Source organism: Pseudoalteromonas shioyasakiensis (genome assembly GCF_019134595.1).
Taxonomy (GTDB): domain Bacteria; phylum Pseudomonadota; class Gammaproteobacteria; order Enterobacterales; family Alteromonadaceae; genus Pseudoalteromonas; species Pseudoalteromonas shioyasakiensis_A.
The window spans coordinates 967491-985220 of record NZ_CP077770.1 but is presented as its reverse complement, the minus strand read 5'-3'; the positions used below and the strand labels follow the sequence as shown (position 1 = coordinate 985220).

The following is a 17730-nucleotide window of genomic DNA, read 5'->3' as shown; positions in this document are numbered from 1 at the left end:
GCCTATGCTAATGAGCATCAAGACATGGTTATTTGACAAGCCAAACACAGATTGTTTGGCGCAGTATGTCAAAACGGGCGACAACCGTTACCTTAACCAACTCGTTGCTCAATACGGGAACGATCTTTATCACTACCTAGTCACCCAAAGTGATAAAGATCTTGCCCTTGATATATGCCAGCAAACCTGGTTAAAAGTCATTGATAAACGCGACTTTTACAATGATCAAAATAACCCAAAAGCGTGGCTTTTTCGGTTAGCACGTAATTTATTAATAGATGAATTTCGTAAGCAACAAAAGTTCGTTGAATTAGAAGACAACCAACTATTTACTGAATCTCAGGATGCAAGTTATCACTACGACTACGAAGCTTTTGATAAAGCACTCATGGGGCTTAGCTTTGTACAACGTGAAGCGCTGACCTTACAACAAGAAGGCTTTAGTCTCGAAGATATTGTTGCTATCACACAAAGTAACCCAGAGACCATTAAAACTCGGCTGCGATATGCCCGTCAAAACCTGAAACAACAACTAGGAGGCCATCATGAAGCGTAACGACGAGCAATTCGATGCTGATTTAAAAGCACATTTTCAAAAGCGTAAGGCAGAGCACAGCTTAAGCAGCGACGAGCTTGCACACATGCAAAAGCCACAGTCGGCAACGCCAAGGCCACAGCGCTTTTTAGGCTTACAAATGACCGGTGTTTTTGCAGCTTTAGCGATTCTTGGTTTTGTCATGCTGCAATACAACAACCGTGAGTTAACCGATGTTTATGCCGTGGATTTATCAGATTATCAATGGCTTGAGGTACACGAACTCGACGCCAAAGGCAGCTATGTAAGTAATCTTAAACAACAAAAACAAAAACTAGATGCGAACTACCAACAAGCACTAGCCAATTACCAAGCCCGCACCAGCTTCACTGGCCGTCTAGTCAGTGTTGATAACGACTGGTATATCGCTGACTGCGAGCAAAATGTCATAGTACAAATTAAACAATCACTCCTTGAAGAGCTACAAAAACACGGCACCCTAGATACTCATATTCACCAAGGTGACCTACTCGCCTTAGACCAGAACAAACAAGGCCAAATCATCGCACTCAAACAGCTAACTCATGAGGCGAAAAATTGTACGAGTTAGCGAGCTCGTAGGTTGGATAGAGCGGAGCGAAACCCAACACACTCAGAGCTGTCAGCTTTAAAAAAGTTAGCGAGCTACAAGGGGAAAGAGTAAAGGAGTACCGTGGGCGTGAAATTTATTTCGCGCGATGGTTCAACGAGCCATCAGCTTTCAGCCGTCAGCTGTCAGCTGTCAGATTTAAAACAATTTAGAGGGCTACAAGAGTAAAGTCGCAAGTTTTAAGTAGCAGCTGGTTTACCCCGCGTAGTTAGTCTTCAGATGTCAGATCATTCTTCTGATATCTGATACCTAACATCAATTTCACTCCCCTACCTTCGGTAGCATGCTTTTACTAATCACTTCAAATGTATCTAGGTCTATCAGCATAGAGTAAACTTCATCGTTGTTGATAAATACAACGAATAAATTGCCCTCGGCGTTGAGATTAGACTCTACAATGCGGTTGTAGCCTGAAATAACTTCGCTGTAGTTTGAGCCATCAATCTTGCTTAGCGCGAAAGTGCGCTTATCTTTGCCATCGAGCAGTTTGTCGTTGTTGGTATCGTTTTTGATAACTTCATACGAAACTGCCTTAGGAGCATAGACTTTTTGCTCCTTGTAAGGACGAGTATCAAACTCTTTGTAATGGCTTAAAGCACCAAACTCTATGATCAATTGATCCGTTGTTTTAAATAGCCACTTGGCGTGATTGGTTTTGTCATTAAGAAACAAGATGTTCTTTGAGCGCGTAGGTCTGTATTTATAACCACCGCTAAAATTATTGTAAACTGTTACGTCAGCTTTCACCTCGATATCCAGTTTTTCTGATTCCAGTGGGATGAAGTAAAAATCACTTCCCTCGACCTTGCGAGGGTAACCTAGTTTCCACTTTTCTTGCTGCTTTTCATCTTCAGCTAAGTTTAGTGTTTGTTGCTGAACATGGTTATCGGACTTTAGTAAGTAAGCAACAAAGTTATACCCTATTGCTGCTGCTCCAATGATTAAGCCCATAAGTAAAATTAGGCCGTTAACATTCCACACCCATTTAAAAAACTTTTCTGACTTCATACGACTTGTTAAATCCTTTTAAGAATAAGAACTTGCTAAGCTAGCAGATTTAAAACAAGTTAGCGAGTTACAAGGGGAAAGAGTAAAGGAGTACCGTATGCGTGAAATTTATTTCGCGCGATGGTTCAACGAGCCATCAGCTTTCAGACTGACGGCTGACGGCTGACGGCTGACGGCTGACGGCTGACGGCTGACGGCTAATACTCCGCTCTTTACCTCGCTTTTCCTACCAATAATCGCACATTACTCTAATGTTAATAACAATTTAATGCTGAACCAGCTAGGCTAGTAACATCGTGTTTAAATATTATGGAGTTACCATGAAAAGGTCTTTGTTTAACAGTTTAATCATTGCTTCAATTAGCTTATCGAGCTTGCAAGCTTGTGCTCAGCCTGAGCAAAAGATTCCACTGGATGCCAGTGCTAATAACTACAAACTAGAATTAGTAAGCGAAGGAATTCAAATTCCGTGGGGTATGGCTTGGCTTAACGAGCGTGACTTACTCGTCACCGACAGACGTGGCGAGCTTAGGTTAATTCGTGATGGCAAACTCGTTGAGCAAGCAGTTAAAGGCACACCTAAAGTACATGATGAAGGTCAAGGGGGCTTATTAGATATAGAGCTTGATCCGAACTTTGCCGACAATGGCTGGATTTACTTTTCGTACTCGGGCTATGAAGGCGATGGTGAGGGTTACAATACCTCGATTATGCGTGCCCGCTTTAAAGATATGGCTCTTGTCGATCAGCAATTATTGTTTGATGGCGAGCCAAATATTAAAACAACAAAACACTATGGTTCGCGTATTGAGTTCGACAAACAAGGTTACTTGTACTTCTCTATTGGCGACCGTGGCAAAAGAGACGTTCACCCACAAAGCCTAGACTATGATGCGGGCAAAATTCACCGCATCAATAGCGATGGCTCTATCCCTCAATCAAACCCGTTTTATAACCATAAAACAACTCACAAAAGCATTTATTCGTATGGGCACCGTAACCCGCAAGGTATGGCGATGCACCCTGAAACGGGGGTTATATGGAGCCATGAACATGGCCCTCGTGGCGGCGATGAAATCAACATAGTTAAAGCAGGTGCAAACTATGGTTGGCCTGAGATCACTTATGGGATCAACTACATTGGTACAAAAATTACCGACGAAACCAGTCGCGAGGGAATGGAACAACCTGATTGGTATTGGGTGCCTTCAATCGCTCCTTCTGGAATGGAATTTATCACCAGCGATAAATACCCTCAGTGGCAAGGTCAAATTGCCGTAGGTTCGATGAAGTTTGGTCACCTTGTTTTGGTGAAACTTGATGGTGACAAAGTAACAGGCCACAGCAAAGTATTTGAAGGTGTAGGTCGCGTTCGCAGCCTTGCCACCCACCCTAATGGTGATTTATATCTTGGTGTTGATGGTGTCGGTGTTTATAAGGTTGTACCGAAATCGTAGGTTGGGTAGAGCGGAGCGAAACCCAACACACTCAGAGCTATCAGCTATCAGCTATCAGCTATCAGCTATCAGCTATCAGCTATCAGCTATCAGCTATCAGCTATCAGATTTAAAACAAGTTAACGAGTTAGCAAGGGAAAAGAGTAAAGGAGTACCGTAGGCGTGAAATTTATTTCGCGCGATGCTTCAACGAGCCATCAGCTTTCAAACTGACGGCTGACGGCTGACGGCTGACGGCTATCAGACTTGAATATGCAAGTTATCGAAATTCAAGCAATAAAAAACCACAGACTTCTCTGTGGTTTTTTACTTATAACTTACAGCTTAAAGCTATTACTTATAAAACGATAATACTCGTCACTAGGTAAGCGATGAAGGTTAGTGCGCCGCCGAATAAGGCGTATGGCATTTGGGTTTTTACGTGAGTTAATAGATCACACCCTGATGCAATAGCCGATACCGCGCTGGTATCTGAGATTGGCGAGCAGTGATCGCCAAACACACCACCACCTAAAATAGCGGCAATGACCAATGAAGGTGGTAAACCTAAAGCTTGAATGAGCGGTACACCAATTGGAATAAGTATTGCGAAAGTGCCCCATGAGGTACCTGTGGTAAATGAAATAACCGCACCTGTAAGAAATAGCACTGGCACAACCAAGTAAATAGGTAAGAAATCACCCACAAGGCCTGCAACAAACACACCCGTACCTAGGTCTTTTAAGCTTGCCCCTAAAGTAAGTGACAGCAATACGATTGCAACCAGTGGTAGCAATTCACCCATTCCTTTAAAGCCAATATCAACAAGTTTATGATGAGTAAAGTCGCGAGAGCTAATCATTAAAAAGTAAGCCACAACACAGGCTAAAATTGTTGCATACAGCACTGATTTAGAACCACTACCACTGGCAATATCGCCATCGCCAGTCCAGAACATAAAACCAACCATACTACCTATTAAGGTAATAAGAGGTACAAGCATGTAACGTGCTTTTGAGCCTTTCACTTCTTCTGTTAGTTCAGTTTCTTGCTGCTCTATGTTTTCTTCAGCTTGCTTTAATGGGCCATGTACCTTGTCAAAAGTAATGGTGTAAAACACGATAAGTAAGGTAATAATAGCGTAAAAGTTATAGCCAATACTGCCCCACAATACCGATACCGCCGACTCTTCCATTTCGTAGTTACCAAGAAGGCCGAGCACATAAGCGCCCCAGCCATTTAGCAAGATTAAGATACACACAGGAGCACTGGTACTATCGATAATGTAAGCAAGGCGTGCTCGGCTCATTTTGAACTTATCGAATAAACCACGCGATAGAATCCCCGAGGTTAATACACTTAAGTTCGATTCAATGAATACCGCAATACCTGAGAACATGGTTAGGTAGCCCACTTGGCGCTTACTTTTAGCAACCCCTTTGTTCATCAGTAAATTAACCGTAGCTGCCACGCCGCCAGATTCACGAATGTAGGCAAGTAAAGCACCAATTAAGATACTAAAAATAAGGATACGGCTATTACCAGGGGAGCTAGCAACTTCAATGACTCGCTCAATAGTATTAATAAAGGTGAAAAATAAGGTATTACCTTCACCATTCAGAGCAAGCAAAAACTCAGACGACGCAACCGCGACCAATAACGCCATGATCACTTCTTTGCGCCAAAACACAATTAAGATAGCAATCAAGGGTGGTAAAATTGAATACCAAGACATAAAAACCCTTTTAAATTAAGAACAACATTTTATTTTTATTATGCGAAAACTCGCTAAGCTTAATGGCTTTGCCACCAAACTCAACTTAATTCGACTAGTGATTTAATATACTCTCATAAATCAGTGAGATAATAGAGCCATACTTACCCGTTTCGAAACGCTTGCCGACAAACTGGTAATTTTCTTGTGAACCTTCAATGGGTGTGTGGCGCGCGTTGGTTAGTAGCACAATTGCAAGGTCGTACTCAGGATCAATAACGGTCACGGTGCCTGTCCAGCCAGTATGACCAAAAGCCCGCGGGCTAGCATAAGGGCCAAAATGCCATTTACGAGCTTGATGCCCCGCACGTCGCCACCCTAACCCATAGGTTTCATCACTTGCTTGGGAGTTTGTGAATTGCTCAAGTACTTGTGGCGTAAAAATTTGCTTGTTGTCGTAGCCGCCGCCATTGAGTAACACCTGCATAAGCACGGATAAATCACCGGCAGTGCTAAAAAGCCCAGCATGCCCCGCTACACCGCCTAAAGCATAAAATGCTTTTTCATCATGTACTTCACCTTGCAGTACATCGGTTCGAATATTTTCAAACTCGATGCGACCACCTCGGGTGTTGCCGTTAATCTCAGTGGCGGCAATTTGCGAGGTTAAAAAGCCTTTTTGCAATGGGTTATAAACCGTATGCGTTAAACCAAGCGGCTGATAAATTTGGCTCTCAACATAGGTATCGAGCGCCATGCCACTAATACGCTCTACCAGCACACCAAGCAACATATAATCGATATCAGAATATAGGTGTTTTACGTTGCGTCCAGCCACAAAAGGGACGCCAGTTAACAACAGGTTTTTAGTACGCAGGCTGTTTTGAGAAAAAAAGCGCTCACCAAATTTATTGTCTTTACGATGAAAGTCAACTACTGCTGGGTAACCCGCACTGTGGGTGAGTAAGTCTTTTACTAAGCGCTGTTCACGGCCGCTGCCCCTAAATTCTGGTAGGTAATAAAAGAGTGGCTTTTCTACGTCGAGTTTCCCTTCGCTGGCAAGCTTCATCAGTGCAAAGTTAGTGGCAAACATTTTTGAATTTGAGGCTATATCAAACAAGGTATCGTTTTGCATAGCTTGAGGGGCTTTCAGCTCACTGCCATCAGCATGGTACTTTTTAGCTGCGCCATAATGGCTTAGTTTAATCAACTTACCATCTTTAACAACGGCAAGAACAGCACCTGGAAAGCCCTCTTTAACCTCTTGATTAATTAATTCATCAACGGCACTAAAACGCTTTTGAGTGCTGTTTTTATCAAGTGTTGGATAAGGAAAACGTAAGGTTAAGCTTGCTCCTTCAGGCAATACATTTTCTACTTTATAAGTATTAATGCCATCATGGGTGCGTTTAGCCAAACTGTATTGGTATGTTTTTTCGGCTGTTAATGGCGAAGCGATATTAATTTTTTCACCATTTATAAAAATATCAGCACTGGTTGCATCTTGGTTTTCAATGATGATCTCACCACGACCTTTATAGGCTGTAAATGTGCCTCGGTCGTTAACAAGCGCGCGACTACTCGGATCAAGCGCCGGAATACGCACTATAACCTGTGCATTGGCCAGTGTTTTTGGCGCTAGCTCAACCGCTAGCTGTTGCTGCTGATATTCTTTAAATAATCGCTCTAGCTTTTTAGGGAAGTATTTATCTATTAATGCAAATAGCACAGCGGCACTTCTTGCATCACTATTACCGCTTACATGCCAAGGCAAAAAGTGCATTTGAAAAGCACTTAGGGCATCGAGCGTTTGCGAATCAAGCTGACCCGTTGCAATCACCTCATAGCCGTAACTGCGAAGCGCTTTTTGCATTAACTCAACAGAAGGTTTTGATGCACTAAATAGCTGCCAATATTTATCAACGGTGTCGCTTTCATACCATGCACCGATACCTGCTTTATACAGTTGATACCAAGGAAAACGCGGACCTGGGTCGTTCTTACGGCTTGGGGCAATATCAGAATGGCCAATAACTTGAGTTGGGCCGATATCAGGGTTACGGGCAAGAATATCTTTGCTTAGCTTTATTAGTAGCTCAATTTGCTTGGCATCATAGTCAGGAAAAATACATAACTTACTGGCGTCGTTTTCCATCGCAAGCTTAGTTTGCTCAGGAATATGACAGGTTGGTACATTCACTATTTCAATACCAATTGAATGGTCATTTAAATCTTCGCGGCCTTGCCAAAAACTGCGTCCGGCGTGCCATGCTCTATCTTTTTCATCAACCAGCTGAATAATTTCTAATTCATCTTTTGGATAACTAGGATCGCCTGATTCAGGTAATAAATAATGTGAACTTAAGCCCCCTTCATCCACGAGCGCACGCATTGATTTTTCGTAATCAATGGCGGTGTAATGCATTACTAAGAACTTAACACGATGGCTGTAATTAGCTGATTGTGTGTAGGTATATGGATTACTGGCACAGCTCACTAATAATGCCGCACTACTGAGATAACACAGCTGTTTAAGTAATGTTTTCAAAGGGGTAAAACTCATAACAGATTCATACCTGATGATTTAAGCGTTGACGATTCTCAGCAATACAGTAGCAACACCCACTTAACATGTAAAATATTTTATTTCACATTTAAAGAATAAAAAGCATACATTATCGCTAAGTTACTAAAAATAGAGCTATCTCAATAATTAGAGTTGTATCTATTATGGAATAAAACTATATTATTCCATCTAAATTAAGAAAAATATTCCAAACTTAGGTCTGCTAAAACAAAAATAAGTCGTCGTGTTAAGCAAACAATGCGCCCAAGCCCTGTGTTTATAATAGAACCATCGCTTTGCGCTTTGACTAAGTTAAGCAAACAAAGTGAGTCCTATGTCTACTTTTGTAAAAATTAAAGCCTTACGCCAATCTCTATCGAGCAGCGAAGCTAAGCTTGCTGACTTTACTTTAAATTCAGCGAATGCCATTCGTAATTTATCATCGGTTGAACTAGCAAAAGTGGTTGGTGTAAGCCAATCAAGTGTGGTGAAGTTTTCGCAAAAGTTAGGTTATAAAGGCTTCCCTGCTTTTAAGCTTGCCGTGATCGATGCCCTAAATGATGAAACTAGCGAACCTAAGCTACATGGCAAGATCACTCTGAATGACTCGCTAGAGCAAATTGCCGAAAAACTATTAAGCAGTAAATTGGCGGTATTAACCGAAACCAAAAACCTCAACGAAGCACCGGCAGTCGAAAAGGCGGTAGAGCTATTAAAATCTGCAAAGCGCATTTTAATTTGTGGTTTAGGTGGCTCAGCACTGGTTGCAAAAGATTTTTCTTATAAATTACAAAAGCTCGGTATGCCTGCTATTGCAGAGCCCGATGGGCATGCACAACTAGCGTATGTTGCGACCTTTTCAAAAGGTGATTTGGTTATCGCGATAAGTGAGTCAGGTATGACTCGCGAAATTGCCGAAGTTGTAAAGCACGCCAAAAGAAATGCGAGTTCGGTGATTTCAGTAACAAAATTTGGTAGCAGCCTTGTCGCCGACTCAGCAGATGTAAAACTTTATTCGGTTGCTGAAGGCGAATCTGTACGTTTATCGTCAATTTTAGCGCGTACGGCACAAGATTTTGTCATTGATATTTTGTTTATTGCTCTAACACAGTCAAGCCGCCAAGGTCGTAAGTTACTAGAACATTCTAATGAAGTTGTTGGCGAATTTAAGAATAACTAATTTCTTCAATAAGGTTATATAAATACTTTAAAGCAGCTCAGGCTGCTTTTTTTATGCCTAATTTAGGATGCAGTTTAACAATCCCCTTTCTCCTCTAAACTACTAAACAATTGCGATAAGCGACTGACTTTAAAATCATAATTTCTTACAAAATTGTACTAAGAATAAATTAGCACCCCGTTAAAGCAAGTCATTACTGAGTTTTACCTAAAATCGGTTATATATTTTATTCCTAAAAACCAACCTTTAAATGAAAAAATATTCTTGACCAACTTAAATAACACCTGTTTAATATATGGGCAACATAATTTTAAAGTTCATAAGTCTCAATTGGGTAAGTAGTCCAGCAAAGCATATAAATATAAGGACGGGAAACAATGAAACAACATGCATCCACACTCGCAATGAGCTATATAGCAAAAGCGACTAGCAATGCACTTCGCGCAAAGAAAACAGCCTTCACCGGTGTTGTTATGGCCGCGGCACTCGCCAGCGCACCAGCCTTTGCAAATCTAACTGGTAGTATCAAAGGTAAAGTATCATCACCAGAAGCGCAGCAGTCACTGGCGGGGATCACAGTTACTGCAAAAAGTAATGTGATGCCAAAGCCACGAACTGTCGTTACGCGAGAAGACGGCAGCTACGACTTACCGCAATTAAAACCGGGTACTTATGAACTGACTTTCACCGATAAAAACGGTGTAACTCAAACCATGACTGTGGATGTTTTACTTGAGCAAGCTTCGAGCCTAAACGTCACTATGGGTGGTGCTAACGAAAACGTTGAAGTCATCACGGTCACCGGCAGTAAATTGTTCCGCCAAGGTAAATCTGCACTCACTAACTCATTAGGTGAAGAAGCAATCAACAGCGTGCCAGTTGGTCAAGATTACCGTGACCTACTAAAACTTGTACCAGGTGTTGAGTTATCTGAAAACGCAACCCTTGGTCCGTCTGCGGGTGGCTCAGGGGTTGATAACTCGTACGGCTTTGACGGTGTTGATGTATCTCTACCTATGTTTGGTAACTTAGCATCAGAGCCATCAACCCATGATGTTGCCTACGTAACTATGGACCGCGGTGGTGCAAAAGCCGTTGGCTTTAACCGCTCAGGTGGTTTCTCAATTAACACCGTATCAAAATCAGGTACTGACGAATTCCACGGTAATGTTGAATACAAAGTTCAACCTAAGAGTTTAGTGGCAACACCAACAGGCCAAGAAAGCTATGAGCTCGATAAAAGCTGGTTAACAGCAAGTTTAGGCGGCCCACTTATTGAAGACACCTTATACTTTTATACTTCTTATTATCGTCCTGAAGAAACTCGTACTAATAAAGATACAGCCTATGGTGAAGTAAAAGACTATAAAAATGTACGCGATGAATACTTTGGTAAGTTAACGTGGGCACCTACTGACGATATTTTAATTAATATTTCACAGCGGACCTCAGAAAAAACTATCGAAGGTCGCTCTGTTGGCGCTTACGAAACTGACAGTGTCTCTGCAGGTGATGCAGCCGACCAAGATATCTTTACTTTAGATGGTTCGTGGCTGTTAGGTGATGCAACTACTCTTTCATTCCAATACAGTAAATTAGAGATAGAATCTGGTACCACACCAGATACAAAACTATCTGTAGTACCATCGTTAACGGGTCAACTTGACTTAAGTAATCTAACTGAAATGGGTTACTTCAGCGTCCCGAGCTTATTAGATGCTGATGATAACTACACAGCAGAGCAAATTGCTGCATATAATGCCGGCGCAGCGCCACTAATTGCACAATACGGTTATACCGAAGATGGGCAAATGCGAGGTGGCGGCGGTGTTGGTGCGTATTACCAATACGATAATATCGACTTTTACCGTGATAGCTTTGAGTTAAATCTAGAACATGAATTTAGCTGGGGCGATAGTTACCATACATTACATTTAGGTGGTGAATGGAAAGAAAGTAAAGAAGTACTGTCTCGCCTTTCAAATGGCTGGGGTAGAATCTCTTATGTTGGCGGCCTCGATGAAAGTTTAGAAGAAGGCAGCTCTGCGCCAGTTATTTACCGTGCTCGCGTGCAACAAATGAGCTTAGTAGCAGGTGGAGAGGCGGTTTCTGCTATTAACTCAGAAATGGAAACACTGAACTTTGAAATCAACGATACGATTGAAGTAGGTGATTGGACTTACAATGTGGGTGTGCTCGTTAGCCGCGATACTTGGTATGGTCAAGGTCTTAAATCGGCATCAGGCACGCTCTCTGGTTATGAGTTAGCACCAGGCGAAAAATACGAAATGTATCAAACAGATTGGTCAGATATGATCCAACCTCGTTTAGGTGTGAATTGGAACTACGCAGATCAAGACTCTGTATTTGCTAACTTCTCAATGTATAACCCAGAAGCAAGCTCATTAGCGCGTGCAGCCTCTTGGGACCGGAATACCCGTGCCGAAATCGAAGTTGAATTTGATGAAGCGGGTAACGTAATTTACGCAGAACCACGTCAAGGTTCATCAGGTAAAGTATTTGCTGATGATTTAACACCTCGTCAAATCAAAGAGTTTACACTTGGTACCACTAAATATGTGGGTTCTGATTTAGTATTACGCGCTCACGTTCGTCACCGTAAAGCATCGCATTTCTGGGAAGATATGCCAAACAATGCGCGTTTAACCGACTACTCTGGCGTTGATGCTGATGGCGTGCCACAGCATATTGCAGATAAAGGTTTATATGTAGATAACCTAGATGAAATCCGTGATGAAATTGGTGGTTCTTCTTATGTTATTGCCGAAGTAGATGGCGGCGAAACCAAATACTGGGAAGCTAGCATCGAAGCTGAATACCTAGGTGAAAACAGCTACATCAATGCTTCTTATGTTTGGAGCCATTACTACGGTAACTTCGACCAAGATAACACCACAGCAACAACAGATGCTAATACCTTCATTGGTTCTTCAAACTATGGTGATGGCCGTGGTCGTTATTCTTGGGATTACAAATACGGTACATTATCAGGTGATAAGCCGCATAAAGTAAAAGTCTATGGTTACTATACAGTGCCATGGGATGCAAACATTGGTGCATACTTTGTATTCCAGTCGGGTAAACCTTGGGAAGCATGGGATGGCTCAATCTACGGTTACTCAAGTGGTACCACACGCTACAGCGAACCTGCGGGTAGTCGTCGTAGCCCTAGTCACTGGCAACTTGACTTAAACTACACCCAAGACTTTAAATTCTCAGGTGACATGGAACTACAATTCCGTGCTGATATCTTTAACGTATTTGACCGTCAAACAGGTTATAACAATAACCCATATGTATCGTCAGAAACCTTTGGTGAGTATCGTAACTACTACAGCCCACGTCGCGTGCAGCTGTCGTTTAACTTCAAGTTCTAAGTTAATCAATCCTGTTGGGGGCCGCCATTGCGGCCCTTTTTTATGCCTTAAAAACAGTAAAAGCTTAAATTGTACAAAATGCTTTTGCGGCATCCATATTAACAGCCTCTTTCATAAAGTAGTCGAGCTGCACCGTTCGGGTTATCGCTCGCGACTCGCTATTACTTTTACTGGCTTGCCACTGCCAATTTTTAAGCGACTCTCGCGACACATCTATAAACAGCCCTTCAGGGAAGCTCTCTACAAAACGAATATCGGTGGTATTACCTTGTTTATCAATAGTAATAATAAAGCGCGCACAGCCCGTCTGCTTAGATATTAAAGCTGCTTTAGGGTAACTGGGCTTTGTTGCATGTTTAAGTGTCCACAGCTGCTCTGCTGCGTTTTTATCATCACGAAGGTCAAGTACATCGGTTGAGTTACTTGTTGCACTGTTTGGGAGTTGTGAGCAGCCAGCTAGTAAAGCGAATACAGTTATGCTTAAACTGAAAAAAGTCTTCATGGTATATCCTTATAAATCAAGTTCCTTAATATAACACAGCTTTTTATGGGTATAAAAAAACGAGGCAAGCGCCTCGTTGTTATTTATCTAGTTAGCTAATTATCTAGTTATTATTGATACAGCAAATATGGGGAGCGCTTTCGTTTAAAAGCACTTAAGTCGGCTTGCCAGCTTTGCTTTATTTGCTGCTCAGTTTGGCCTGCTTCAATAGCTAAACGTAATTTATCAGTACCTGCAAGTTTATCCATAAAATCAGCGCGTTCAAAAAACGTTTGATCATTCGCAGTTAGCTTTTGATAAGCCGAAATAAACAAGCTTAAATCTAGGCCGTGAATATCAGCATCTCGTAAGTCTTTACCAAATACTTTAACCCCTTTGAATTTAGGGTGCATTGAAGCGCCTTTAATCGCCCTTGGCGTAAAGCTAAATTCGCCGAGTTTAACTGGCGAGTAACCAACGACTTGAAACGGAAAATCAGTACCCCGGCCAATAGTCACAGGCGTTGCCTCAAAGAAACACAATGACGGATATAGCGCAATTGATTGGGCATTTGGTAAGTTAGGACTTGGTTTTATTGGTAGCTCATAAGCCATAGTGCGGTCATAATTCGTAACAGGCACGACACTTAGTTCAAGCTTATCAGCGTCATTTATCCAACCTTCGCCTTTGATCATCTGAGCAAGCTCAGCCACTGTCATACCGTGTAAAACAGGTATTTCGTGCATGCCAACAAATGAGCGAAATTGTAGGTCAAGGATAGGCCCATCAACATAAGCAATATTAGGGTTTGGTCTATCGAGTACCACTACCTGTTTACCATTTTCAGCGGCGGCTTCCATCACGTAGTGCATTGAGCTGATATAAGTGTAAAAACGCACACCAACATCTTGAATATCAAAAATAATAACGTCTAAATCAGCAAGCATCTCAGGGCTTGGCTTTTTATTACTGCCATAAATCGACACAACATCAATGCCGGTTTTAGCATCTACTGTGCTTTTAATGTGAGCACCAGCGTCATGGTCGCCGCGAAAGCCATGCTCTGGGGCAAATATTTTGCTAACGACAACGCCTTTATCAAGTAATGCATCAACTAAATGTTGACCATTAACCACAGATGTTTGATTAACTACCAAGCCAACACGTTTCCCTTTTAATGCAGGTACATAGGCTTGAAAATTGGCCGCGCCCACCTGCAAAGGTTGTGCATTTTTAGGCGCTTGTGCAGGTGTTTCTTGGCAACCTATAAGCGCAAAACAACTAACCAGTAAAACAGCTAATAAACGCATTATTCTTCAACCGCCTTACGTAAAAAGCCACCCGCTTTTGACAATAACTGTTTTGCTTCAGGGGCTGGCTTTCCAGTTAACACAATTAAAATAGCCAGTTTTGCGCTTTGCTCTGCTTGCTTTAATGCATCCACAGCTTGCTGCTGTGTACAATCTGTTGCTTGCATCACAATACGAATAGCACGAGCGTGCAGCTTTTCATTACTAGCATTTACATCAACCATCAAGTTTTTATACACCTTACCTGTGCGGATCATGCTAGCTGTGCTTAGCATATTCAACACCAGCTTCTGTGCAGTACCCGATTTCATACGTGTAGAACCAGTAACGGCCTCTGCACCCACCACAGGGCAAATGCCAATTTGTGGTAAACGCATCACTGCTGAATCAGGGTTACAAGTAACACCCACAGTGACACAACCTAACGATTTAGCGTATTCAATTGCTGAGCAAACATACGGTGTACGACCACTGGCAGCAATGCCAACCACGACATCTTTACTAGTTAAATTGGCATTTTTTAAGTCTTCAATAGCAAACGTAGTGCTATCTTCAGCGCCTTCTACGGCTTTTTTAACCGCGGTGTCACCACCAGCAATAATACCGAGCACTTGTTGATCGCTTACGCTATAGGTAGGCGCACATTCAACCGCATCCAAAATACCCAAGCGACCACTGGTGCCAGCACCAATGTAAATTAACCTGCCACCTTGTTGAAATGCTTCAACGACATGATCGACAGCTTCACTAATTTGTGGGATCACAAGTTTCACGGCACCCGCTACTTTGTGATCTTCATTATTGATTTTAGTGAGGATCTCAGTGGAGCTGAGCAGATCGATATCCAAAGTGTCAGGGTTTTGTCCTTCAGAGACAATACCGTTTAACTCTTCGAGTAACTCACGTTGTTGCTTAAAGACGTGCTCAGGGCTCATTGGGTTGTCCTTTTTCAATAATGTCATGGTAATGCTTTGCCGCTAAAATGGCGGCACCAGTTAATGAATCTCCCTTACAAGGAGATAATTCGTTTTGTAAGGCCAGTGGCAATAACGGTTGGCTGACTTTCGCCAAACCACCAATTAAAATCACCGGTAATGGCGAATTACCTCGGCTTTTATCTATTAACCGAACCACCGATTGGGTGTGCTCTGTTAATACCGCTTTTGCCGCCTCACAGTCGTTTTGTAAGCTAAACACCAACGGGCTAAATGCTGCATAATCCGCGGGTTTTGCTTGTTTAAGCCAACTACTAATTGTTTGACGAGTGCATCCTAGCTGCTCACTCAAACGAATCGTTAATCGGCTTTTTGGTAAATCATAAATATCTATATCGTTTAATAGTTGCTGCACAGCCATCAGGCCGATGCGGGCACCACCGCCAAAATCATCAATGGTAAAGCCCCAGCCACTCACCAACTTAGTTTGCTTTTGGGCGTTTAATCGTGCCCCGACAGCACCGGTGCCAAGAGCAATAACCACACATGGGTCACCAAGATTAGCACCATATAATGACGTAATTGCATCACTGGTAATTTGCAAACTGGCAAATTCTATTTCGTAAATCAGCTTGAGCATCACTGTTAATTGCTCTGCAAGGCTCTGCGATGAGCCCCCGGCTACACCCATAACGGTGACAATTTCATTAGGCTTTGCACCACTTTGCTGGCATACATCACGGGTCACTTTAACAATGTTTTCTAACGCTAAATCAAGATCATTCGAAATTGATGCCGAACCCGCCTGTGCACGAAAAGTCGCGCCACTTGCCTGCTCTTTTAGCTCTGCTAACACTTTGGTGCCGCCACCATCGATGGCTAAAACATAGCGTACAGCCATTTACGCACTCTTCTCGTCTGCCGCTTTACCAAGGCAACACACCAATGTTGCGAGCAATGTACCTATGCATAGCTGCCAAGTAAATCCTAAGTAAAAGCGCATTGATTCGGGTAGTAACCAGTCAATCATGTACGGCTGCATTAATAAGGTCACCACAAAGCCCGCTATTAGTGATGCTAACACTGAGCCTTCACTGCCTCGTTTGGTGAACAAGGTAGTAAAATACACACCTAACAAACCGCTGTACGAAAATACCATTACACTTAGCGCAAATTTTAATAATGGCATATCACTGTATTGCTGCCAGAAATAACAAAGAATAGCCATCAGCGCTAAGGCAAGGCTCACTAGTGCCATACCCACACGACCCGCTTTTACAAAGTGATGATCGCTTACTTGCTTGTTATGTTTTTCTAAATACGGGCGATAGATATCTTGTACGATGACTGAAGACATCGAACTAAGCCCAGAGTTCAAAGTAGAAATAGCAGCTGCAATAATACCCACGCTGACTAAACCTTTAACCCCGGCTGGTACTTCGTTTAATACGTAGTACATAAAGATAGTGATTTTTTCGCCGTTAAATTCTTGTACGACCGTTTGCCCAGCTTCGTTATTCATTAATGCAGGTTGCTGATAAACAATATAAAGCAGCAAACCAATAAAGATAAAAATAGCCATAACCGGGATCACCATTACCACTGAAAGTAGTAAAGCTTTACTGCCCTCTTTAGGGCTTTTACAGGTTAACAAGCGTTGTGTCATATCTTGGTCAAGGCCAAACGCGGCAATATTTAATAGCACAAATCCAGTCAAAACAGAGGCCATGTTGAACACCCCTGACGGGCCAAAGTCTAAATCAAACTTAAACAGTGCCAGCTTTGAGTCTGCCCCTGGGCTTGGTTCATTTAAAGTTGCAATAATGGTCGAAAAATCGGCTGGAATAACACTCAGCAAGCTCCAAATAACCGCAATAGCGGCACTCACATAAACGATACTTTGCAGTACATCAGAATAAATAACACTGCGAATGCCACCCAAAATGGTATACAACAAACCTGCTAGCGCCAGCACTAGAGTGGCTACAACCACACTGTCTGCATCGATATTGCCGTATAAAATCATTGCAACAGCAATCGCTGCCATATATAAACGAGCACCACTTGCAAACACTCGGCCAAATAAGTACATCAAGCCGCTGCGTCGCTTTGCTTTAGGACCAATGCGTTTTTCTAATAACTCATAGACCGTATAAACTTTTTGCTGGTAAAACTTTGGAATTAAAAACGCCGATACAATAAATGCCGCAATAAACGCGCCGATATTGGTCGCAATATATGAAAAATCACCTTGGTAGCCTTGATCTGGCCCACCAATAAAAGTGGCAGCTGACTGCGAAGTCGCTAAAACAGAAATAGCCACCATCCAAGTTGGCATGCTATTTCCGCCTAGAAAAAAATCTTGGCTTGAGTTAGCGCGTTTGCGATTAAACCACCAGCCACTTAGCAATAAAATTGCACCGTAACTTGCGAATACTAGCCAATCGAGTAAAGCGTAATTTGCACTCATTTATTATCCTAACCCAAACCTTATTGGAATATATTATTCCATCATTAT

The 17730-nt window shown here is 42.4% G+C and carries 13 protein-coding genes; 5 read left to right on the top strand and 8 right to left on the bottom strand.

Features of this window, described 5'->3' with window-relative positions:
- Positions 1-4: 4 nt before the first annotated feature.
- Together KQP93_RS04625 and KQP93_RS04620 are read left to right on the top strand one after the other, a co-directional pair.
- On the top strand, positions 5-556 hold the full coding sequence (locus KQP93_RS04625; RefSeq protein ID WP_217876058.1) for an RNA polymerase sigma factor: 552 nt from the start codon (positions 5-7) through the stop codon (positions 554-556).
- Complete coding sequence (locus KQP93_RS04620; RefSeq protein ID WP_217876056.1) at positions 546-1145, top strand: hypothetical protein; 600 nt, start codon at positions 546-548, stop codon at positions 1143-1145. The genes KQP93_RS04625 and KQP93_RS04620 overlap by 11 nt, the downstream gene beginning before the upstream one ends.
- A 300-nt stretch (positions 1146-1445) precedes the next feature.
- Here the strand turns inward: KQP93_RS04620 and KQP93_RS04615 are convergent, their stop codons facing one another.
- Entirely contained in the window at positions 1446-2192 is a 747-nt protein-coding gene (locus KQP93_RS04615) for a hypothetical protein (protein ID WP_217876054.1), read from the bottom strand.
- A 320-nt stretch (positions 2193-2512) separates the two neighbouring features.
- Here KQP93_RS04615 and KQP93_RS04610 point away from each other — a divergent pair, with 320 nt between their 5' ends.
- On the top strand, positions 2513-3649 hold the full coding sequence (locus KQP93_RS04610; RefSeq protein ID WP_217876052.1) for a PQQ-dependent sugar dehydrogenase: 1137 nt from the start codon (positions 2513-2515) through the stop codon (positions 3647-3649).
- 337 nt (positions 3650-3986) lie between these two features.
- Here the strand turns inward: KQP93_RS04610 and KQP93_RS04605 are convergent, their stop codons facing one another.
- Both KQP93_RS04605 and pbp4b read right to left on the bottom strand, forming a co-directional pair.
- On the bottom strand, positions 3987-5363 hold the full coding sequence (locus KQP93_RS04605; RefSeq protein WP_130050807.1) for a Na+/H+ antiporter NhaC family protein: 1377 nt from the start codon (positions 5361-5363) through the stop codon (positions 3987-3989).
- Positions 5364-5457: 94 nt separating this feature from the next.
- Positions 5458-7905 (bottom strand): penicillin binding protein PBP4B, encoded by a 2448-nt coding sequence (gene pbp4b, locus KQP93_RS04600; RefSeq protein WP_217876050.1) that lies wholly within the window; start codon positions 7903-7905, stop codon positions 5458-5460.
- Positions 7906-8242: 337 nt separating this feature from the next.
- On the opposite strand from pbp4b, the gene KQP93_RS04595 reads away from it, so the two are divergent.
- Together KQP93_RS04595 and KQP93_RS04590 are read left to right on the top strand one after the other, a co-directional pair.
- Positions 8243-9088, top strand: coding sequence for a MurR/RpiR family transcriptional regulator (locus tag KQP93_RS04595; RefSeq protein WP_217876049.1), 846 nt, complete (start codon positions 8243-8245; stop codon positions 9086-9088).
- Positions 9089-9465: 377 nt separating this feature from the next.
- Entirely contained in the window at positions 9466-12486 is a 3021-nt protein-coding gene (locus tag KQP93_RS04590) for a carboxypeptidase regulatory-like domain-containing protein (protein ID WP_217876048.1), read from the top strand.
- A 64-nt stretch (positions 12487-12550) separates the two neighbouring features.
- Here the strand turns inward: KQP93_RS04590 and KQP93_RS04585 are convergent, their stop codons facing one another.
- The 5 genes from KQP93_RS04585 to KQP93_RS04565 all read right to left on the bottom strand — a co-directional run bounded on the left by KQP93_RS04585 (position 12551) and on the right by KQP93_RS04565 (position 17682).
- Complete coding sequence (locus KQP93_RS04585; RefSeq protein WP_217876046.1) at positions 12551-12988, bottom strand: energy transducer TonB; 438 nt, start codon at positions 12986-12988, stop codon at positions 12551-12553.
- A 110-nt stretch (positions 12989-13098) separates the two neighbouring features.
- Positions 13099-14277, bottom strand: a complete 1179-nt coding sequence (locus KQP93_RS04580) for an exo-beta-N-acetylmuramidase NamZ family protein (RefSeq protein ID WP_217876045.1) — start codon at positions 14275-14277, stop codon at positions 13099-13101.
- Complete coding sequence (gene murQ, locus KQP93_RS04575; protein ID WP_405030614.1) at positions 14277-15239, bottom strand: N-acetylmuramic acid 6-phosphate etherase; 963 nt, start codon at positions 15237-15239, stop codon at positions 14277-14279. The genes KQP93_RS04580 and murQ overlap by 1 nt, the downstream gene beginning before the upstream one ends.
- Positions 15202-16113 (bottom strand): BadF/BadG/BcrA/BcrD ATPase family protein, encoded by a 912-nt coding sequence (locus KQP93_RS04570; protein ID WP_217876043.1) that lies wholly within the window; start codon positions 16111-16113, stop codon positions 15202-15204. The genes murQ and KQP93_RS04570 overlap by 38 nt, the downstream gene beginning before the upstream one ends.
- Positions 16114-17682 (bottom strand): sodium:solute symporter, encoded by a 1569-nt coding sequence (locus tag KQP93_RS04565; protein WP_217876041.1) that lies wholly within the window; start codon positions 17680-17682, stop codon positions 16114-16116. It lies immediately after the preceding gene.
- Positions 17683-17730: the final 48 nt, after the last annotated feature.